The 19,974-nt window shown below is 70.7% G+C and carries 12 protein-coding genes; 7 read left to right on the top strand and 5 right to left on the bottom strand.

Translation table 11 applies throughout. The features are described from left to right. Positions 1-65: 65 nt before the first annotated feature. Positions 66-6,263: an AAA family ATPase gene (locus DAT35_RS05125; protein ID WP_108065779.1), complete on the bottom strand. Its 6,198-nt coding sequence runs from the start codon at positions 6,261-6,263 to the stop codon at positions 66-68. A 114-nt stretch (positions 6,264-6,377) separates the two neighbouring features. Here DAT35_RS05125 and DAT35_RS05130 point away from each other — a divergent pair, with 114 nt between their 5' ends. The 6 genes from DAT35_RS05130 (at position 6,378) to DAT35_RS05155 (ending at position 14,469) form a co-directional block, all read left to right on the top strand. Then, positions 6,378-8,573 carry an NAD(P)-binding protein gene (locus tag DAT35_RS05130; RefSeq protein WP_108065780.1) on the top strand — a complete coding sequence of 732 codons (2,196 nt, stop codon included), beginning with the start codon at positions 6,378-6,380 and terminating at the stop codon, positions 8,571-8,573. 108 nt (positions 8,574-8,681) lie between these two features. After that, positions 8,682-9,941: a caspase family protein gene (locus DAT35_RS05135; protein ID WP_108065781.1), complete on the top strand. Its 1,260-nt coding sequence runs from the start codon at positions 8,682-8,684 to the stop codon at positions 9,939-9,941. Next, on the top strand, positions 9,938-10,690 hold the full coding sequence (locus DAT35_RS05140; protein WP_108065782.1) for a hypothetical protein: 753 nt from the start codon (positions 9,938-9,940) through the stop codon (positions 10,688-10,690). The genes DAT35_RS05135 and DAT35_RS05140 overlap by 4 nt, the downstream gene beginning before the upstream one ends. Then, on the top strand, positions 10,687-11,754 hold the full coding sequence (locus DAT35_RS05145; protein WP_108065783.1) for an Ig domain-containing protein: 1,068 nt from the start codon (positions 10,687-10,689) through the stop codon (positions 11,752-11,754). Before DAT35_RS05140 ends, DAT35_RS05145 begins: the two co-directional genes overlap by 4 nt. 148 nt (positions 11,755-11,902) lie before the next feature. Next, positions 11,903-12,535, top strand: a complete 633-nt coding sequence (locus DAT35_RS05150; protein WP_146209571.1) for a hypothetical protein — start codon at positions 11,903-11,905, stop codon at positions 12,533-12,535. Further along, a complete protein-coding gene (locus tag DAT35_RS05155; protein WP_108065785.1) occupies positions 12,532-14,469 on the top strand; it encodes a S8 family serine peptidase in 1,938 nt (645 codons plus the stop codon). Before DAT35_RS05150 ends, DAT35_RS05155 begins: the two co-directional genes overlap by 4 nt. Positions 14,470-14,577: 108 nt before the next feature. Here the strand turns inward: DAT35_RS05155 and DAT35_RS05160 are convergent, their stop codons facing one another. Beyond that, positions 14,578-14,847: a hypothetical protein gene (locus tag DAT35_RS05160; RefSeq protein WP_146209572.1), complete on the bottom strand. Its 270-nt coding sequence runs from the start codon at positions 14,845-14,847 to the stop codon at positions 14,578-14,580. An 89-nt stretch (positions 14,848-14,936) separates the two neighbouring features. Continuing rightward, positions 14,937-15,485, bottom strand: a complete 549-nt coding sequence (locus tag DAT35_RS05165) for an LOG family protein (protein WP_108065787.1) — start codon at positions 15,483-15,485, stop codon at positions 14,937-14,939. Between the two features lie 161 nt (positions 15,486-15,646). Between DAT35_RS05165 and DAT35_RS05170 the strand changes: the two genes are divergently transcribed. Next, entirely contained in the window at positions 15,647-17,047 is a 1,401-nt protein-coding gene (locus DAT35_RS05170) for a cytochrome P450 (protein WP_108065788.1), read from the top strand. 21 nt (positions 17,048-17,068) lie between these two features. Here DAT35_RS05170 and DAT35_RS05175 read toward each other — a convergent pair whose 3' ends face one another. Then, a complete protein-coding gene (locus DAT35_RS05175) occupies positions 17,069-18,001 on the bottom strand; it encodes a hypothetical protein (RefSeq protein WP_108065789.1) in 933 nt (310 codons plus the stop codon). 320 nt (positions 18,002-18,321) lie between these two features. Next, positions 18,322-19,971, bottom strand: coding sequence for a M55 family metallopeptidase (locus DAT35_RS05180; RefSeq protein WP_108065790.1), 1,650 nt, complete (start codon positions 19,969-19,971; stop codon positions 18,322-18,324). Positions 19,972-19,974: the final 3 nt, after the last annotated feature.

The following is a 19,974-nucleotide window of genomic DNA, read 5'->3' on the forward strand; positions in this document are numbered from 1 at the left end:
GCGGCGAGAGCGCTCTACCCTGCCGCGTACTTCTGGCGGCAGGGCGGTGCGCTCCCATGGCTGGCTCAACCCGCCTGGAACTTCTTCGCGGGCGCCTGCTGCGGGGTGTCGGCCAGGCGGCCGGTGAGTGCCTCCGCCGCCTGTCTGCCGGCCATCACCGCGCCCTCGACGCTGCCGATGTCGAGTCCGTTGCGCACCCAGTCACCGGCCAGCACCATGTTCGTGTAACCCGAGCCGTCGGGCCGCAGTCGGTACTGCAACCCCCCCGCCATGGCCATGGTGTAGCGCTCCAGCGGGCCACAGTTGGCCCGGATGGTCTGCGCCTGGAGGCGCTCCTCGCCCGGGCGGTTCTGGGGGTCCACCAGTTGGTCCCAGTCGATGCCCGCCGGGTTGAACGAGCTGGCCACCCCTGGCCACAGCGTGCCGGCCCCTCCTTGCAGGAAGCTCATCGCGGCGGCCTCGGCCTTCTGCTGCTGCTGGCGCGGGTAATCCTTGGCCTCGGGCCCGGGCGACTGCTCGGGCGCCGGGAGCGCGCCGAATGCCGTCTCGATGGACTTGGGCTCCAGCTCGGGCGGCCACGTCTCCACGCCAATGAGCTGCGAGGCCTCCTCCCAGGTGCTGAGCGGTGGTGGGATGGCCGAGACGATGGGCACCGGGCCCGGCCACCCCAGCTCCGCCAGGTTCTTCTTGAAGTTGAGCCGCAGCGACTGCGTCTCGACGGCCAGCGTGTTCTGGGCCATCCGCCGCCAGTCCTCCCGCTCGGCGAGGATGCGCTGGCAGTAGAAGGGCACCGTCCCCACCGGCATCGCGTACACCACGTGCTCGAAGTCCGTCCCGTACCGCAGCTCTCGCAGCGGGCCCACCTGGTCCGTGTAGAAGGACTCGAGGTTGAGCTCCTTCACGCGCTCGGGGTCGCGCAGCTGCTCGTAGCGCGGATGCGCGGGCCAGGCCCTGCGGCCCTTCACCTCGATGAACGGCTCGTACGCGTCCGGGTTGCCGCTCACCAGTTCCACCTGCTGCTCCACCGTCACCCGGCCAATGCGCCCGTCCTCGGGCACCACGTCGCGGACCCGGTGGAAGTAGCGGAACTTCACCCCTCGGTAGCGCAGCGCCTGCACTATCGGAGCGATGAAGGAGTCACCAATCTCCGACTTCATCTGCCAGGCGAACGCGCCCCGGTAGGTGAACACCGCGCGCGCCAGCGCCTCCAGGCTGACGCCGGCCGACAGGTTGGGACGCTCCACATCTCCACCCTGGTAGGCCGCCACCGCGTCGTACCACATGCGCACCACGGGCGAGTCCCAGGCGAGCTGCGAGGCACCGTGGTGCTCCAGCCAGTTGCGGTAGTCCCGGTTGTCGATGACCGCGAAGCCCTCGGGACCGAAGACGTCGTCCTCGATCATCCCGATGCCCGTCGTGAGCGCCAGGTCCAGGAGGATCCAGAAGCGCAGCGCGCCCAGATCGGTCTCCAACCGGGGGCGCAGGAGCGTCCAGAGGCCGGAGCGCACCTTGCGCAACACGTCCTCCACGGGCTTGAAGGTCAGCTTCTCGGGCGCCGGCCCGGAGCTCGAGAGGAAGCGCTCGATGCCCTCCACCCCTTCCCGCAGGAGCTTCTCGAGTCTGGCCATCTCCGGTGAGCGCGTCTTCTCCGGGGCGTTGTCGCTGAAGAGGGAGAGGGCCCAGCGCATCACGGCGCGGAGGTAGTCCCGCGGGCCTCGCGCCTCGGGGAGCACTCCGGACGAGGGGAAGCGCAGCTCCCAGTTGGTCCACTGCCCCTGGAAGAACTGCCGGCACACCACGGTGCTGCGCGCGAGGAAGGCCTCCTCGAAGGTGCCGCACTTCGTGTCACCGCGCGCCGTCAGTTCGTCATAGGCCTGCCGCACCAGGTCGAACGAGTCGTGGTAGCAGCCGAACAGGAAGTGGGTGCCGTTCTGCTCCACCTGCTGGTAGGGCGGCATGCGGCCCGAGGAGCAGTTGCCTCCGGACCTCCAGCCCACCTGGTAAACCGTCACGTCGAAGCGCTCGCACAGCGCGGGCGTCCGGGTCAGCTCGAACGCCGCGGCCAGCCCGGCCGGCCCCGACCCGAGGATGATGACGCGCGTCTTCCCGTCCTTGTTGGGGATGACACTCCGGGGCGGTGTCAGGTCCGTGGGTCGTTGCACCGGAGGCCGTAACACGGAGCGGCTGCGCTCCAGGGCGTAGACCAGCCCATGCCGCTCGAAGATGCGGCAAGCGGCCTCGAGCTGCGTGGTGCGCTCGGCGCCGTTGGCATGCCGGCCGAACTCGTGGTGAGCCAGGCCCTGCTCATAGGGCGTGCCCGCCTCGGAGGCCAGCTCCAGCGCGCTCCGCCAGGCCCTGCGCGCCAGCAGCTTGCTGCCCTCGAGCCAATGCAGCCGCCCCAACGCCAGCTCATGACGCGCTCGCGCGCCCGGATACAGGTTGGCGATCTTCTTCAAACGCTTGCACGCGGCGCGGGTGCGCGACTTCAGCGCGTTCTTCTCGAGCGTCACCGGGCCACCGGACTGCTGGCGCTCCCAGAGGTGCAGGTAGAGCTCGGCCACCGCCGCGTGGCCCAGCGTGCTGGCGAAGTAGTCATCCAGCGTCTGCCCCGAGGCCAGGAGCTGCTCGGCCTGCTCCACGGCGCGCAGTGCCTGGGCCTCGTCCCCCAGCTCCAGGTGCGTCTCGGCCAACACGGCCTGGGCGAGGAACACCGACAGGGGCACCGGGTGCCTGCGCAGCAGGGGCAGGCCCTCGCGGCCCTGCAGCAAGGCGAGCGCCTCGGTGGCGCGGCCCATCCTCAGCAGGCAGAGCGCGGAGAGCGCGGTGGACATGCCCGCCACGTGCGGCTCGGCGCCCAGGGACAGCAGGACGCTCTCGGAGAAGCCGCGCTGCGCCTCCGGGTACTTGCCCAGGCACATGAGTGCCTCGGCCAGCATGAAGCGGGGCCGGTGCTTCCACAGGCCGCCGTTGAGCAGCTGCATGCACGAGTCCGCGCGCCGCAGGGGCGCCAGGGCATGCGACGCCTGGCCGGACATGCTGTGGAACATCCCCAGCATCACGTGGCACGAGACGATGGACTGCAGCTCGCCGGTCTCCTCGGCCATGGCGACCGCTCGCCGCAAGTCCCGCTCCGCCACGCCTCGCATGCCCACCACCGCCAGCATGTAGCCGAGCTGCGCCTGGGCGAAGGCGGACTCGGCGCACGGGCCCACCTGGTCCGCGACGTTGCGGCTCATCAGCGCCGAGTGGGCGAACGCGGCCCGGTTGTTCTCCCAGTTGTGGCAGATGGAGAGGATCTCCAGCACGTGCAGGGCCAGGCGGTAGCGCTCGCGCTGCTCCTCGGGCAGGGCCGGGGACTCGCCCGACCAGCGCCGCAGCACGTGGTTGGCCAGGTCCGGCACCATCTGCAGGTCCACCTGGGGAGGCGTCAGCCCCGCCGCCCGGAGCGCGGCCTCGCAGTGGGCGCGCGCCTCGGCGTAGTGGTTGAGGCTGTAGTGGGCCTCGGCGAGCATGCGGTGCAGGCGGCAGCGCTGGGTGTCCACCGTGGTCTGCGCGCGGGCGCGGGCGTCGAACTCCAGGGCCTTGGAGAGGAAGGCGATGGCCTCCTGGTTCGCGTACACCTTGAGCGCGTGCTCTCCGGCGCGGGCGAGCGCTGTGGCGGCCTTCTCGGCCACCTCGGCGTGCATCCAGTGGTGCGCCAGCAGGGCGTAGACGGGCGTCAGGTCGCTGGCGTGGATGCGCTCCAGGTACTCGGCGGCGGCGCGGTGCAGGGTGCGCCGCAGGGCGAAGGGCAGCAGTCCGTACGTCGTCTCGTGGGTGACGGCGTGGCGGAAGGACCAGACGGGGTCCGACTCCTCGGCCTTGTGGGCGATGAAGTCCAGCTGCGAGAGCGCCGACAGGTGCGTGGGCACCTCGGCCCGGTCGCCCGCCAGGGGGTGGATGCCGTGCAGCAGGTAGTCCTCGAAGGCCCGGCCGATGACGCTGGCCACCTTCAGGGTGAGCTGCACCTGGGGCTGGAGCCTGTCGATGCGGCTGGTGATGAGGCCGCTGAGCGTGCCGGGGAAGCTGGCCCGGGCCAGCGCCTGCTCACCGCCCACCAGCGTGCACTGGCCACCCGAGGTGTCGATGATGCCGGCATCGCGCAGGGCGAGCACCAGCTCCTCGCTGTAGAAGGGATTGCCCTCGGCCTTCTCCAGGATGAGCGCCTGGAGGCTCTCGGGCAGCGAGCCCACGCCGAGCCGCGCGCACACCAGCTCGAAGATGTCCGAGGCCCCGAGCGGCTGCAGGTCCACGAGTGACGTGCGCGAGTCCTCCTGGATGGCCTTGAGCTCCGCGGGCGCATCGGCGAGGGGACGGAAGGAGAGGACGACGAGGGCGGAGGGCACCTTGTCCACCAGCAGGCGCACCAGCGCCCACGAGGAGGAGTCCAGCCAGTGCGCGTCCTCGATGAGGAAGAGCGAGGGCTCGTGCTCGGCCACGTGGGTGGCCACGCGGAGCAGCAGCCGGTGCAGGTTGTCGGCGCGGGCCTGGCCCAGCATCTGCCGGGTGAGCGAGTTGTCCGGCAGCTCCAGCGACAGGAGGGTGCCGAGCAGCGGCGCCAGCTCCAGCAGGTCCGGGTGGTGCTCGCGCAGCCACTCCTGGACGTGGCGGGCGGCGGAGGCGGGCGACGTCTCGGCCTCCAGGCCCAGCCAGCGGGCCACCAGGGAGCGGAAGGCGTAATAGGGCGTCTGCGTCTCGATGGACTCGGCCGCGCCGTGGAAGACGGAGACGCCTCGCGCGTGTGCGAGGCCTCGCAGGTGGGCCACCAGCAGGGACTTGCCCATGCCGGCCTCGGCGCGGATGAGGCAAGCACCTCCCTGGCGCTCGTCCTCGACACGCCGCACACGCTCCTCGAGTTGCTCCAGCTCCCGGCCGCGGCCCAACATCCGGGCAACAGAAGGGGGCGCCGAGTCGCGGCGGCCCTCGGGGCGGAACACGCGCACGGGAGACTGGAAGCCCTTCACGGAGATGAGCTCCAGCTCCTCGAAGCGCAGCTCGCGGTCCGCTGCCTGGCGCGTGTAGTTGTCGCACAGCAGCCCGTCACCGGCCGTGGCCTGCATGAGGCGCGCGGCGAGGTTCATCGTGGTGCCCACCAGCGAGTACTGCAGGCGCGAGGGGTGGCCGTACGCTCCACAGAAGACGCGGCCCGTGGCCACGCCGATGCCCGCACGCTGGCCCAGGGCCGACAGCCGCTCGCGGATGATCCGGGCCGCCTCCACCGCGCGCCGGGCGTCGTCGTCATGCGCCATCGGCGGCAGCCCGAAGGCAGCCACCAGCGTGGTGCCCTTCTCGTCGCGCAGCAACTGGTACAGCGTGCCCCCGAAGCGGCGCAGCTGCTCCTGCGCCAGCGACACCACCTCCTGCGGCCCCGCCAGCTCGGCGAAGGAGGCGGCGGCATCCAGGCTGGAGAGGTGCACGAACATCACCGACACGGTGCGGAACTCGGCCAGGTACTCCGTCTGCCCCGCCAGGAGGCGCTCGGACACCACCGGCGGCACGTAGGAGCGCAGCACCTGGGCATGGGACTCCTGGAGCTCGTCCGGCCTGCCAGCGGTGGGAAGCTCCACCGGGATCGAGATGGCGCTCAAGCACACCTGTCCGCCCTCGCGCGTGTCGCCCGTGCCGCGGCCCGCCAACAGCGTCCACGCCTCGGGAGACAGCACCACCTCACCGGGACGGGCCACCTGCGTGCCTCGCGACACCTGGACGATGGGCTCGCCGGTGAGCAGGGGCACCCAGCGTCCCTCCACCCCGCCCAGCTCGTAACAGGACACCGTGCCCGCCCCCACCGCCGCGCGCAGGCGCAGCGAGGTGCCATGGGACTGGAACGTGGACATGCGCCGCTGCACCTCCAGCGCGCACTGCGCCGCCAGCGCCACCGGCTCCTCCAGGCCACCGCCCTCGGACGCCGGCCACAGCACGTGCGCCGAGTCGCCCGCGATGATCCACACGTCTCCACCGTGGGCGTGGATGATGTCGATCATCGCGCCGAACCAGGTGTTGAGCACGTCCGAGAGCTGCTCGGCACCCACCGGGCCCGCCTCCGCGAGCCGCTCGGCCAGCGCGGTGAAGCCGACGATGTCCACCATCAGGTTGGCGCACGAGAGCGGCTGGGCCGAGGGCATGCGCGCCGGGCCATTGCGCTGGGCCACCCGGTGGCGTTGCAGATGAGGCAGATAGGTAGCGAGCTGCCGGGCCGTGGACCCCCCCACGACATTCTTCATACGGACCTCCAGCTGCGTTGCGGCTGAGTTGAGGCGGATGGGATTGGAGGTCAAAAGCTACCATCACCCCCGCCCCCGGGCCATAAGGGGAGACCACACGGAAGGGGGGAGCCCATGTCAACGGCACGTCAAAGGATCGCCATTCTCGGAGGAGGTCCGTCCGCCCTGACGGCGGCCTACCATCTCACCTCGGATGAGCGGCTACGAGAGCGGTACGACATCACGCTCTACCAGATGGGATGGAGGCTCGGCGGCAAGGGCCGCAGCGGGCGCGGCAGGGATGGACGCATCGAGGAGCACGGGCTCCACATTCTGTTTGGTTTTTATCAGAACTTCTTCGCGCTCATCCGCGACTGCTACGACGAGCTGAAGCGGCCCGCCGGGCATCCGCTCGCCACCTGGCGCAAGGCTTTCCATCCCCACAGCTTCGGCGTGGTGGAGGACTGGTTTCAGGGACGTTGGCACCACTGGCCCATCGAGTTCCCTGGCAACGAGGCCACCCCCGGAGGAGACGCGGCGCTCAACGGGAGCTGGGACTACGTGACCCTGGTGTTGCACACCGTGGTGGAGGCGCTGGCGGGCTGGCGCACGGAGCGCGGGCTGGGAGACCGGCTGTTTCCCCGGGAGCGTTGGGAGGGCACCCCGGACGAGGCGCCCACCTCCGCCGGCCGTCCGGACGCGGGCGTCTTCCGCGCGCTGCGGCTGCTGCGGGCCGCGCTGAAGCTCGCGGGAAAGACCCGACAGACACTCGAGCGGCACGCCCCCACGGTGCTCGGCCTGGTGCGGCAAGCCCGGCGCCTCGTCGTGGAGTCCCTGCACCGGCGCTCCCAGGAGAGCGTGCGGGCTTTCCGCTACTTCGCCTACGTGGACTTCTGGTCCACGGTGTTCATCGGGATGATGGCCGATCGGCTGTACGAGCCGGGAGCCCTCCACGCGCTCGACGAGTACGACCTGCGCGAGTGGCTGGCCAGGCACGGCGCCCTCGAGGACACACTCCAGTCGGCCTTCGTGCGCACCATCTATGGCGCCGCGTTCTCCTACGAGCGGGGAGACCCGCGCCAGCAGCGGGTGGCGGCGGGCACGGCCCTGCGCGCGCTCTTCCGCATGGGCTTCACCTACAAGGGCGCGGCCTATTACAAGATGCGCTCGGGCATGGGAGACACCGTCTTCGCCCCGCTCTACCTCGTACTCAAGCAGCGAGGGGTGAAGTTCGAGTTCTTCCACAAGGTGGAGTCCCTGCACCTCACGCCCGGCAAGGACGCCATCGACTCGGTGCGTCTCACCCGGCAGGTGGAGCTGAAGAATCCAGACAAGGAGTATGAGCCGCTGGTGCTCGTCGAGGACCTGGAGTGCTGGCCCGCCGAGCCGCGCTGGGAGCAGGTGCGCGGCGCCGAGCAGGTGAAGGGCCACGACCTGGAGTCCTATTACACACCGTGGAAGGGCGTGGGCTCCGTCACGCTGAAGGCGGGCGAGGACTTCGACCAGGTGCTGCTCGCCACGCCCGTGGGCTGCATCCCGTTCCTGTGCGAGGAATTGCTCGCGCACAGCCAGCGCTGGCGCGACATGGTGGAGCACGTGAAGTCCGTGCAGACGCTGTCGCTGCAGCTGTGGCTCGGAAAGGAATTGGGCGAGCTGGGCTGGGACATGCCTCCACCGCTGCTGAGCCTGTACGTGGACCCGATGAACACCTGGGCGGACATGAGCCAGGTGCTGCACACCGAGCCCTGGCCCGAGCACCACCGGCCGCGCAGCGTGCAGTACTTCACCGGCCCCCAGGAGGGCCCGGACCGGCCGCCCCCCGCGAGCGACCATGGTTTCCCGGCCCGGGAGACGGAGAAGGCGAAGCAGGAGGTGCTCACCTTCCTGCGCAACCACCTCACCGCCCTGCTGCCCGGCGCGGTGGACCGGCACCTGCCGCCGCACTTCGACTGGAACCTGCTCGTGGACCCCGAGGGACGCCAGGGCGAGGCACGGCTCGAGGCCCAGTACTGGCGCTCCAACTGCGACCCCGCCGAGCGCTGCACCCTCGCGCTCCCCGGCGCGACGAAGTACCGCATGAAGGCGGGCGACACCGGATACTCCAACCTCTTCATCACCGGAGATTGGATCGACAACGGGCTGTACGTGGCCTGCATGGAGGGCGCGGTGCAGGGCGGCATCCTGGCGGCGAGGGCCCTCTCGGGTGTCCGCTTCCCCCTCATCGGCGAGGATATGGGGTGGGACGGTCCCGCACCCGCGGCGACGGCTCGCGTCATTCCCCTGGAAGCGCCGAGGCGCGAGGAGGCACGGCCCGGACGCAAGGTCGGCTGATCGACAGTGCAAGCCCGGACAGCCACCGGTGGAGGGAACGGCTGGATTACCCTCGCGCACCCCTGGCACCTTGCGGTCCCCGTTCCCTCCCGGAGACACTGCCCGCGCATGCGATTGTTCCGATGCGCTCCGGCAGCCCTGTGGACAGCGCTCCTCGTGGGTTCCGCCGCGAGCGCCGCACCCCAGCGCGTGACCTACGCGCTCATCCTCGCCAACAACACCGGGCTCGAACCGAAGCAGGCCCCCCTGCGCTACGCCGATGACGACGGCGCGCGCTACTACGAGCTGCTCTCCCCCCGGACGAAGGAGACCGTGCTGCTCTCCGTACTGGACGAGGAGACGCAGACGCTCCACCCGGGGCTCGCCGCCCGCACCCGTCCGCCCACCCGCCCGGTGCTCAAGGAGACGCTCGCCCGGCTCAATGGCCTCATGGCCGAGGACCGCAAACGCGGCGACACCCCGGTGCTCTACTTCGTCTTCACCGGCCACGGAAAGCGCGGGCCCGCCGGCGAGGGCATGGTGAGCCTGCTGGATGGGCCCTTCAGCCGGACGGACCTGTACTCGCAGGTCATCGCCCCCAGCTCCGCCTCCTTCATCCACCTCATCGTGGATGCGTGTGACTCGTACTTCTTCGTCAACTCGCGCGGCGCGCTGCCGGTGGCCCCCGCCCAGGTGCAGGCGGTGCAGGGCCTGCTAGCCACGCGCGAGCTGGCGCGCTACCCGCACGTGGGCGCCGTGCTCTCCACCACTCGCGAGCAGGAGAGCCACGAGTGGAGCGCCATCCGCTCGGGCGTCTTCAGCCACCAGGTGCTCTCGGCGCTCGCCGGAGCCGCGGACGTCAACGCGGACGGGCGCGTGGAGTACTCGGAGCTGCAGGCCTTCATCGCCGCCGCCAACCAGGGCGTGGACGACGTGCGCGGCCGGCTCGAGGTGTCCATCCAGCCTCCCGCGCAGGACCGGGCGGCGCCGCTGGTGGACCTCGGGGACAGGGCGCGCCTGGGCTTCCTGCTGCTGCCCGCGGGCCTGGAGGGCCGGCTGTGGGTGGAGGACTCGCGCGGCCTGCGCGTCGCCGAGTTCAACAAGGAGCGCGAGCGCTCGGTGGTGTTGGGACTGCCGCTCGGGTACGGCTACTTCCTGCGGGCCTCGGGCCGCGAGGCCGCCTTCAAGCTGGCGCGCGAGAGCACGGTGGTGGACGCCGGAAGCCTGTCCTGGCGCGACAACAGCTTCGCCTCGCGCGGAGCCGTGGAGGAAGCCTTCCAGGAGAAGCTCTTCTCCGTGCCCTTCGGCCCCCGCTTCTACTCCGGATACATGGCCAGCCTCGGACAGGCGCCCGTCGCCCCCGAGCAGGGACCCGACCTCACTCCATGAGCCTCCTCTCCATCGCGCTGGTGCTGTCGCTGGCGCAGACCCCCACCTCGTGCAAGGGCGAGCGGGTGGTGCTCGTGCCCTTCCAACCCGTGGCGCTGTCGACCACCGAGGCTCGTGAGCTGGAGGACGCCGTGCGCCGGGTGGCGGAGAGCACCTCGGGCATGTGCCTGGAGCCCCGCGCGGAGACGGTGACGAAGGTACGCGCCCAGGGCGGACGGCTCGTGGGCTGTGTGGACGCGGCCTGCCGGGGCGCCCAGGTGCTGGCGCTCGGCGTGGACCGGGTGGTGCGCGGGGTGGCGCTCGGGGTGGGCGGTGGGCGCAGCGTGGCGCTCACGCTGGTGGATCGCGCGGGCCTGGAGTCCCATACCCTCGTCCAGCTCTCCGGAGAGGGATTGCCATCAGGACTGGAGGAGGCGCGAGCCCGCGAGGCCTTCTCCACCCTGTGGTCCTCGCGGCTGTCGTCCCACAAGGTGGAGCGCCCAAGCAGGGCCTTGCCCACGGTGATGCTGGCGGCGGGAGGTGTCGCGCTCGCGGCCGGGGTGGGCTTCGGGTTGGCCGCGCGCCGTTCGGAGACGCGCCTCGCCGGAGGCACCGCGGGCTGCACCGGCGAGGGCGAGGCCTTCCGCTCCTGTTTCGAGGGACGGATCCAGGAAGGCCGGAAGCAGGCGCGCACGGCCAACGTGCTGATGGGAGCGGGCGCGCTGCTGGGCCTCGGGGGGGCCGTCTTCTTCATCTGGGAGCTTCCATGAAGCGCTGGCTGCCGTGGATGGGACTGGGCGTGCTCCTGGGAGTAGGGGCGTGCGTCTTCCGGCCAGACTTCTCCCGCTTCCCCACGTGTGATGAGCAGGGCATGTGCCCCGGAGGCTGGACGTGTCTGGCCTCCGAGCGGGTCTGTCTTCCGGACTGCGGCGAGCGCGGGCCGTGTCCGGTCGAGGAGGCCTCGGACACGAGTGACGGTGGCTCCGACGCGGGCAGCACAGAGGGTGGTGACTCGGGCACGCCCGACGCGGGTCCGGCGAAACTCGTGCTGGGAGCGGGCAGTCCCGGCAAGGGAGTGGAGACCACCCTCTATACCCATCGCTTCCAGGCGAGCGGCGGGACTCCGCCCTACGCCTTCTCCTTCGCCACGGGAGAGCTGCCCCCGGGCCTGTCGCTCGACTCCGCGGGCCAGCTCTCCGGCAAGCCGGAAGCGGCCGGGGACTTCCGCTTCACCGTCGAAGGGGTGGACCAGGGCGAGCCGCCTCAGCACGCGAGCCAGGAGTTCTCCGTGCACATCCAGCCCCTGCTGCGTCTGGCCGGGCCAGGAGTCCTCGCGTACTACGAGAGCGGCAGTGCCTACGTGGAGCACCTCTCGGCCACGGGAGGCAAACCGCCCTACAGGTTCGAGCTCGTGTCGGGTGGCCTGCCCGCGGGCATCGTCCTGCGTGACGACGGCCAGGTTGACGGGAAGAGCTCGCAAGGGACCACCACTCCGCCCTTCGACGTCCGGGTGACGGACTCTGATGAGCCTCCGCAGGCCGTCACCCGCCGACTCCAGCTCACCGCAGTCTCGTGCCCTACCCTGACCGTATGCATCCGCAGCAGCGCACTCCCCGATGGGCGCGTGGGCCAGGCCTTCGCCTATTCCCTCCAGGTCACTCCCAGCTCCGCCACCTGGAGCTTGGATGCGAGCAAGCTGCCACCGGGCATCACCCTGAATGGCAACGTCCTCTCCGGTACGCCCACGAAGACGGGCGTGTATGAATTCACTGTCACCGCAGCCGCGCTATTGAGCAGTAGTGATCAGAAGACCCTGACGCTGACCGTGTACTGAGCGCTCCGGCCGGACCGGGGGATCCACCCGCGGGACCCTCCCTCAATACCCCTCGTGGCATTGCTTCAGGAGGGGACACGCCATCGACACGCCACGTGAGCAGAGGAGGGGGGATTGGCGGAGCTGGCGGGCACTCGTCGCGGGACTGGTGGCGGCCGGAGCAGCGGTGGCGGGCATCACCCGGACCGAGCCCCCCTGCGCCTATGTGCTGCGCCAGGCCGGAGGCATCACCGTGGCCGCGCCCGCCGTCGTCATCCTCACCCCGCCCGAGGAGGCCCAGGAGCAGCCCATCCGGATCCGCCTCGATGCGGAGGGTCAGGTCGTCCAGGACTCGAGCGACGGGGGCCGCACCTGCGAGCACCTCGGGGTGAGCACGCCAGCCGTTTCCATCCGGCTCTCCACCTCGGCGTTCGCCATCCCGGGCGCCCTCGTGGCGACCCCCACCATCGCCATCCAACTCTCGGAGCACATCTGGAGCGCACCGGGACACGTCCTCCAGCTCCGAGGGGGAAGCCTCCTCCTGCCCGTGCAACGGTTGCAGGACGCAGCACCCCTGTCGCCCATCACCGAGCCGAGCCTCTTCGTCGACATCGACGGTGAGCTGCGGACGGCCCGCTTTCTCGTGCCCCGCGCGGAGTCAGAGACGCAATCCGGGTCTTTCCCGCCCATCCAGATTACGGGTGATCCAAATAAATCCGCCCGCATCAATCCCCAGGAGAAGGAGCGGTCCAGGTCGCCAGGCACTCCGAGCGCTCCACCATCCGCAGGGAGAAAGACATGACACCGCCGTTCAAGACGTTGGGCCTCGCCCTCACCACCACCGCGCTCATCACCGGTTGCGGCACGTCCGCGTCGGATGCGGGTAGTGCCCAGGACTCGACGGTGGAGGCCCATGCCACCCGAGCCGCGCTCCAGGGCAGCGGGAAGAAGCCCATCGTGGAGACCACCGCGGCCACCGCCGCCGCCCCGAGTGCCTGTACCGCGCTCTACGCCACCCCGCAGGCGCAGGCGGCCATCACCCAGGCCGTGGTGGACCCGGGGCTGACGTCCGACGGGATGGTGAAGACGCTCATCCTGTCCTTCAACACGCAGGAGGCGGTGGCGCCCGCGGTGGACCTGCTCAAGAGCACGCTCGGCCTGTCCCTGGGAGAGAAGCTCGGAGCGTTCAAGGCACTGCCCATGGTGGCGCTGAAGGTGCCCGTGACGCCGCTGCTGCTGAGCACGCTGCGCACCACGCTGCAGCCGCTGGGCCTGCTGTCCATCTACCAGGACCGGCCGCTGCACTACTTCCTGGACCAGAGCGTGCACTACATCCAGGCGGACACCGCGCGCACGGCCTTCAACGTCACGGGCGCGGGCGTGGGCGTGGGCATCATCGACTCGGGCGTGGACGGCACGCACGGGGACTTCCCCAACCTGGTGAAGAACGTGAAGGTGGTGGCCCCCATCGTCGACCTGGGCGTGAGCGGCGCGCTCTACGTGGACGTGCCCAACAGCGACCTCACTAGCGGCCACGGCACGCACGTGGCCAGCACCATCGGAGGCTCGGGCGCGAGGTCCGGCGGCAAGTACAAGGGCGTGGCCCCGGGCGCAAGCCTCATCGCCGTGGGCGCGGGCGAAGCCATCAGCATCCTCTACTCGCTCCAGGGCTTCGACTTCCTGCTCAACCCGGACATCCGCGAGACGTACAACGTCCGCGTCATCTCCAACTCGTGGGGCAGCAGCGGCAGCCACTTCGCGCCGTTCGACCCCATCAGCATCGCCTCCAAGCGCGCCTATGACGAGGGCATGGTGGTGGCGTTCGCCGCGGGCAATGACGGTCCCGGCGCGGACACGCTCAACCCCTACAGCGCCTCGCCGTGCGTCATCTCGGTGGCGGCGGGCGCGGCCAAGGACACCAGCGCGGCCACCAACCCGCTCATCACCAAGGGCGTACCGGGCCAGCTCGCCGACTTCTCCAGCCGCGGCATCCCCGGTGACGCCAACCACCACCCGGACATCACCCTGCCCGGCGTGGCCATCGTCGCGGCGCGCGCCACCACCGCCACCGTGGCCCAGCCCTACCTCGGCCTGGACGGCCTGCACCCCGAGCCCTTCTACGCGGCGCTGGATGGCACCTCCATGGCCACCCCGCACCTGAGCGGCCTCGTCGCGCTGATGCTCGAGGTCAACCCGGCGCTGAACCTGGACGGCGTGCTGGCGGCGCTGACGTCCACGGCCCGGCCCATCTACGAGCAGAACGCCACCACCGGCGCCACGCGCAAGCTCGAAACGTGGGAGGCAGGCGCGGGCTACGCGGACGCCTACGCCGCCGTGCGCGCCGCCTCCGAATCCGCCGGCACCCGCACCACCACCGTCACCACGGCCCTGCCCGGCTGGAGCGGCAACGTGGGCCTGACGGTGAAGGTGCCCATCCTGGACCTCTCGCTCGTCCAGGCCTCGCACGAGCACACCCTGTCCGTGCCCGCCGGCGCCAACGCCCTGCGCGTCACCACCTCCTGGGGCAACCCGGCGCTCGACCTGGACCTGTACGTGTATGACCCGAGCGGCAACCTGGTGGCCAGCGGCGGCACCGGCACCTCGGCCTCGGAGTCGGTGTCCATCCCCCGTCCGGTGGCGGGCACCTGGCGCGTGCAGCTCAAGGGCTACCTCAACACGCCCACCAGCTACACGGGCACCGCCGAGGTGGACAAGCTCGTCCCCGTCTCCCAGTAACGCGCGCTCCCAGCACTTCCAGCGCGCCGCCCACGGCGCCGGGCAGACCCCTCCCTCCCGGCGCCGTGGGTGCCTCTCTTTCGGCTCCCGAGCCTCGGCGGTGGCGGGTCAGACGCCGAAACAGTCGTCGATGCAGCTCTTGATCACCTCGGAGCACACGCGCGCCGAGACACAATCCGCGCACTCCTGTGCCTTGTCCGCGTGGTCCTTGTTGTCGTCGGACTTGTCCTGGCAATTGTCCGTGCACGAGTCCACGTCCAGGCCCGAAGTGAAACACTCCTGCGACCGCTCACAGACGACGCGACAGTCGCTCTTGCAGCCCCCCAGCATCAGCGAGAGGCCCACGGCTGCCACCAACGTCCAGGTACGACTCTTCATGCTGCCCTCCATCATGATGCAGTGCATCATGCACAGGGATGGGCATGTCGAGAACGAAGAAGATCTTCTGCTGGGGGCCCACCTCGCGCTCAGACCGGCCCCGGAGGCCCCGGGCGCACCGCGGACAAGAGGAATTCGCACACACGCTCCAGCGCCTGCGTGCGCTCGAGCTGCGGGGGGAAGGAGTGGAAGGCCTCGAGCGGACCCAGGAGGATGAGCGGCTTGTGGTAGCGCAGCGCGAGCACCGCCTCGGACACCGTGCCCGCCCCACCCGGCAACGCCACCAGCGCGTGCGCGGTGAGCACATTGAGGTGGTTGCGGCTCATCGGCTCCGTCCCCTGCTCTCCGCTCAGCGGCAGGTGTGTGAGGATGGGCACCTCCACCGCCGCGTTGGGGTAGCCGGGCTTCGGGCTCCATGCGCCGTCCACCACCGCCCCCGGCACGATGCCGAGCGACAGTCCCTCACGCCCCTCCACCGCCACGAAGGCCTCCGCCGCCGCCCGCATCACCCCGCCTCCCGCGCCCGTCAGCAGGTGGAAGCCCTGCTCCGCCACCCACCGCGCCAGGGGCTCCACCCACGCCCGGTGCTCCTCCCTCCCCGAGCCCAGGATGCCGATGATTTCACGTCGCGTATGCATGGCTTCGCTCCCGGCGCGGACGTATGGGAAAGGTGGCCCGCCCTGGCCCCCTGTCAGGGGAACGGGGATTCGCCACGTCCCGTCAGGCGGCCTCTGTACGCTGGCTCCTCCCTGTCGCGGCGTCCACAATGCCGCTGTCTTTTCGACCCTGCCTGGAAACCATGACGACCTCCGCACCGCTGCCCCCCATGCCCCCGGGCCACTGGCTCCTGGGCCACCTGCCCGAGCGCGCGAGTGATCCGCTCGGCCTGTACCTCAAGAGCCGCGAGCGGCTCGGGGACGTGGTGCGCTACCGCATGGGCTACGTCTTCGTGGAGCAGCTCACGCACCCGGACCACGTGAAGCACGTGCTCGCCGACGCGAACGCCCGCTACACGAAGGGCACCGTCTTCGACAAGACGCGCCCCCTGGTGGGCAATGGCCTGCTCACCGCCGAGGGCGACTTCTGGAAGCGTCAGCGCCGGCTCGCCCAGCCCGCCTTCCACCGCGAGCGCCTGGCCGCGCTCGGCACGATGATGACGGACACCATCTCCGAGACGCTCCAGGCCTGGGAGCCCTCGGTGAGCGGGGGCCGGCCGCTGCCCGTGTTCCAGGAGATGATGAAGCTGACCCTCACCGTGGCGGTGCGGGCGCTCTTCGGCGTGGACGTGGGCGAGCACACCCGCACCGTGGGCGAGGCCTTCACCACCGCGCTCGAGGTCACCAACGAGCGCATCATCTCTCCCCTGCCCTACCTGCCCTGGCTCTACCGGCTGCCCACGCGCAAGAACCGCGCGTTCCGCCGGGCGGTGGACACGCTGGACGCCATCGTGCGCGGCATCATCTCCCAGCGCCGCGCGAAGGGAGCCGGGGCGGCGGGGGGAGATCTGCTCGGCATGCTGATGGAGGCGAGCGACGCGGACACGGGCGACTGCTTCGATGACGCGCAGCTGCGCGACGAGGTGATGACGCTGCTCTTGGCCGGCCACGAGACGACGGCCACGTCGCTCGCGTGGACGTTCCACCTGCTGGAGCAGCACCCCGAGGTGGAGGCCCGGCTGTACGAGGAGGTGGACGCGGCGCTCGGAGGGCGGGTGCCCACGGTGGCGGATCTGCCGAAGCTGCGCTACGTGGGCTGCGTCTTCGAGGAGGCGATGCGGCTCTACCCGCCCATCTGGGCCATCCCGCGCGTGCCCCAGGAGGACGACGAGGTGGGCGGCTACCGGATTCCCAAGGGGGACATCGTCATCCTGGTGCCCTACGTCACCCACCGCCACCCGGACTTCTGGCCGGAGCCGGAGCGCTTCGACCCGACGCGCTTCCTGCCGGAGAACAGCAAGGACCGGCCCCGCTGGGCCTACCTGCCCTTCGGTGGCGGGCAGCGCCAGTGCATCGGCAACAACTTCGCGATGATGGAGGCGCAGCTCGCGCTCGCCATGGTGGCCCAGCGCTTCCGTCTGCGAGGGGTGCCGGGCGTGCCCGTGGAGCCCGAGCCCCACGTCAGCCTGCGGCCCAAGGGCCCCATGCCCATGCACGTGGAGCGCCGCGAGGAGACGGCCCGGGTACGGGCTCGCACGGCGTGAGCCCCGAAGGGGCTGGCGCGCTCAGGGGGCGGGGCTGCCGCAGTCCAGCAGGCAGCTGTCGGCGGTGATGCCCCAACCCGGACGCTCGCCCTGCTGGCACACGCCGTCGCCGCAGTGGTGGATGTCCTCGGCGCGCAGGCGGGTGGTGAGCGGCTTGTACTGCACGCCGTTGACGGTGCACTTCGTGTAGTACGTGCCGTTGGGGTCCAACGTGCAGGACTGCTCGCACTGGCCGATGCGCTTCACCTGCGTGCACTCCGCGTTGGAGAGCGCCCCGTAGCCCCGCAGGCCGCACGGGCGCGAGGTGCTCTCGTCCGCGGCCAGCGAGTTGCGGTCGTTGCCGGCGAAGAGCCCCTCGTTGGTGAAGACGTTGCCGAAGAAGCACGACTCGCGCTTGGGGTAGCTCGCCAGCTCGTCCGTGGTGAAGGAGATGTTGGCCCCGTTCGAGTCGCGTCCCAGCACGGAGATGGAGACGTGCAGCCCGTAGTTGTTGGCATGGGCCGCCAGGCACGCGGAGATGATCTGCTGCTCCACCACGGTGGCCGGAGCCCCGCCCGCCCAGGCCGGCGCCAGGCCCAGCCCGCCCTGCCAGGTGTAGAGAGCGCCCGTGGCCGGGTTGACGAAGCTCCGGGTCTCGTTGGCGCCCACCGCGCAGCGGACCATGTAGCGCATCAGTTGCTCATTGCCGGCCGGGTTGCTGTTGAACCAGTTGGCGAAGTCCGTGGTGGACAAGCCATTGAGCGACAAGCCATTGAGCGACAGGCCATTGAGCGACAAGCCATTGAGCGACAGGCCATTGAGCGACAGGCCATTGTTCTCCACGAGCGCCTGCTCCTGCGTGCGCGGCGCCAGGTCCTGCTCCTCGGCGGACAGCTCCTCGACTCCGCAACCCGTGGCACCCACCAGCGAGAGCGTCGACGCGAGCACCCACCGCACCACGCTCCGACCCGCCATACGCCCGGCCATCCCGTTCCGCAGACCTTCGAAAGACATAAAACCCATGGCTCACCTCTGGCTCGTGGCGACCTGGGGCTCACCAGGTGCCGAAAGTCAGGGTGGGGATGCACCGGGTTCCCTGCATGGGCCGGAAGTCGAGAAAAGCCGTAGAGGTCTGCCGCCCGACAAGCAGCCCGTATGGCGATCGACGTTCAGCTCATCCGGACGTGGGGCGCTCAACACCTCGCAGGCCCTACGCACATCCACCGACAGGCCCGCCGTGGAAAGTCATTTCCCCATCTGGGGAAGATGACGCCCCCACGGCTGTCATCCGGTCATCAGCGTGGGAAGAGTTGGCGCTCCTCGGCGCCCGAGAAAGCCAGGAGCGCGCCCGCGGTGGCATGCGCATCACCCAGGTCTCCCTCGGGCCCCTGGTGTTCAGCGAGCAGCGACAGGAGCACCGCGTGGGCCCCGCCTCCCGCCTCGCCCGCGCACTGGAGACAGAAGAGCAGTTCCGCCGCCAGGTCCACGTTGCCCTGCTCCACCACCCAGGGCGTGGCCACCAACAACTCCTCCGTCCACGCCGCCGCGCCCGGGTCGCTCGGGGGGAGGCGCAGGTAACGGGTATCCAACAGGTACAGGTGCGTGAGCCAGTAGAGGTCCACCAGACGCTCCGCGTCCCGGAAGGCCCGTTCGGGGATGGACAGACGCACGTCCAGGCCGCACGTGGCGGCCATCTCCCCCAGCAGCCACGCGTAGAGGCCATGGCCCTCGCCGTCGAGGTGCTCCAGGTAGGCCCGGAGGACGTAGGGCCCCAGCAAGGCATGGGGCAGACCCCGCTCGCGGCGCACGTACCAGGCGTCGACCCGGGCCATGCCCACGTCCGGAGGCAACCCGGCGGGGAGCTCCAGGGGCACCTCCGCGAGCGCGGCCACCGCCGCCTCCAGCGTGGGCCCCAGCTCCCGCCGTGAGAAGGACCCGGGCGCATGGCCCTCCAGCATGTGCAGCGTCAGCGCGCGCAGCGCCCGTGCCTCGTCGTCCGGGCCCTCCGTGAGAGACAGGAAGGCCCGCAGCGCGCGGTCCACCACCTCCGGCCTCGGGGAGGCCAGGTGCGCGGGAGGCCCCGGCAAGAGGAAGAGGGCCGAGGCGTCGCGGGTGAAGGCGGGACTGCCGGGGATGTCCGCCACCGCGTCCGCCAGTACCGCGCTCGCGGCCGACGCCGCGCGCAGGGCCCGCGTGTAGCGCTCGCGGAAGGTGCGCCCCTCCACCTCCACGCGGTAGCGGTCCACCCGCCGGGCCCCGGCCTCCGCGGCGAGCGCCGCCTGGTGCCCGCTCTTGAAGGTGAGGACGAGCGGCGCATCCGGGAGCGGCTCCACCTTCTGGCCCGGCAGCGCGGCGGCGCGGGTCAGCTCCGGCAGCACCGCTTCGGGAGCACGCGAATACGCCTGGGTGACGGAGAGGGCCACCTTGGTGCGCACGTAGCCCACGCGCCCACCGAGCCTCGCCTCCAGCACGTCATCGCCAGAGACGAACACCCCCGGCACTCCGGCCTCCGCCGCCAGCGCCAGCACGAGGTCCGCCTCCGACAGCTCGCGGCCGGCGCACGCCCACGCGCCCAACACATCCACGGTGTGCGCGCCGAAGCCCGCCGTGCCGGCAGACGCGTGCATGCCCACGCAGGCCACCGCCTGGACGTCCTCGAAGAACCGGGGCGCGTACGCGTCCTCCTCGAGGAAGCACGGCTCGGCGGCGGGGTGCAGCGCCTCGAGCACCAGGTTGGACTCACCGGAGCCGGACAGGTGGCTGTCGCTCACCCGCACCCGCTGGAAGCCCGCGGCGAGCAGCCCCTCCACCGCGGCATTCACCTCGGCCGTCATCAGGACCCGGGCTCGCTCATACTCGGCAGTCCCGGAGATGAGCGCGGCCACGGAGTCAACACCGGCCACGCCCTCGAGGTCCACGACGAGCAGCGCTCGACGCCCGTCCATGCG

It is taken from the genome of Vitiosangium sp. GDMCC 1.1324, from assembly GCF_003044305.1.
In the GTDB taxonomy this organism is placed as follows: Bacteria; Myxococcota; Myxococcia; order Myxococcales; family Myxococcaceae; genus Archangium.

Coding starts and splice junctions, on each gene's coding strand:
- DAT35_RS05170 (WP_108065788.1), top strand. CDS start 15,647: ATGACGACCTCCGCACCGCTGCCCCCCATGCCCCCGGGCCACTGGCTC.
- DAT35_RS05180 (WP_108065790.1), bottom strand. CDS start 19,971: ATGGACGGGCGTCGAGCGCTGCTCGTCGTGGACCTCGAGGGCGTGGCC.
- DAT35_RS05140 (WP_108065782.1), top strand. CDS start 9,938: ATGAGCCTCCTCTCCATCGCGCTGGTGCTGTCGCTGGCGCAGACCCCC.
- DAT35_RS05175 (WP_108065789.1), bottom strand. CDS start 18,001: ATGGCGGGTCGGAGCGTGGTGCGGTGGGTGCTCGCGTCGACGCTCTCG.
- DAT35_RS05130 (WP_108065780.1), top strand. CDS start 6,378: ATGTCAACGGCACGTCAAAGGATCGCCATTCTCGGAGGAGGTCCGTCC.
- DAT35_RS05160 (WP_146209572.1), bottom strand. CDS start 14,847: ATGAAGAGTCGTACCTGGACGTTGGTGGCAGCCGTGGGCCTCTCGCTG.
- DAT35_RS05165 (WP_108065787.1), bottom strand. CDS start 15,485: ATGCATACGCGACGTGAAATCATCGGCATCCTGGGCTCGGGGAGGGAG.
- DAT35_RS05155 (WP_108065785.1), top strand. CDS start 12,532: ATGACACCGCCGTTCAAGACGTTGGGCCTCGCCCTCACCACCACCGCG.
- DAT35_RS05135 (WP_108065781.1), top strand. CDS start 8,682: ATGCGATTGTTCCGATGCGCTCCGGCAGCCCTGTGGACAGCGCTCCTC.
- DAT35_RS05125 (WP_108065779.1), bottom strand. CDS start 6,263: ATGAAGAATGTCGTGGGGGGGTCCACGGCCCGGCAGCTCGCTACCTAT.
- DAT35_RS05145 (WP_108065783.1), top strand. CDS start 10,687: ATGAAGCGCTGGCTGCCGTGGATGGGACTGGGCGTGCTCCTGGGAGTA.